The organism is Pseudogemmobacter sonorensis (assembly GCF_042762395.1).
Lineage (GTDB): Bacteria > Pseudomonadota > Alphaproteobacteria > Rhodobacterales > Rhodobacteraceae > Pseudogemmobacter > Pseudogemmobacter sonorensis.
In genome coordinates, this window is sequence record NZ_JBEFZE010000096.1 from 1 (window position 1) to 697 (window position 697).

The window sequence follows — 697 nt, forward strand, 5'->3', positions numbered from 1 at the left end:
TGGGCATCGAACATCGAAGCCATCGCGGCGCCATCGGTTCGAGCCCGATGGCTGAGGCTCCTGCGTCTCGCGCGGATAGGCCCGCACAAAGAACATCCGGCTGTGACACAGGCGAACATGGGCCACTTTGATGGTGGTCGTCGCCCCATCGATCACGACAACCTCGTGGCTCCAGTCGAACTGATAGGCTTCGCCGGGCGCAAAGCTCAGGGGCACGAAAGCGGAAGATGCGCCTGAGCTCTGATTGCGCGCCCAGTTCGAGGCGTAGCGGCGCACAGCGTCATACCCACCTTCATAACCGAGACCGCTCAGCTCTTCGTAGATCTGTGTCAGAGACTGTCGTTCCCGGTTAGCCCGCGCGGCGTTGACCCCCAGCAACCGGTTGAGCTCCCCCAGCCAGGCACCCAGCTTCGGGCGCGGCTGCACCGTCCGGGTATAGGTGAACTCGGTAATCCCGGTGCGGATCACCTTCCGCACCACCTTCTTCGACAGCTTCAGGTCACGGCAGATCGTCTTGATCCCCTTGCCCTCGGTGAAATGTAGCCGCCTGATTTTTGCTATTGTCTCCACGATCAGCATCCCGTGCTCGGCCTCCGATAATTATCGAAGGCACAATGGACCCAACCCCCGGTCGGTGGGGTCCCTTTTGGACGCCGATCACCCCAGAAGCGGGGTCCTTATTCCACGCCGGTCAACA

The 697-nt window shown here is 61.4% G+C and carries 1 protein-coding gene; it reads right to left on the bottom strand.

The genetic code is table 11. The annotated features are described in order from the left end of the window. Positions 1-579: IS21 family transposase (locus tag ABNX41_RS21910; RefSeq protein WP_497883258.1), on the bottom strand; the 579-nt coding region annotated here is incomplete at its 3' end. Positions 580-697: the final 118 nt, after the last annotated feature.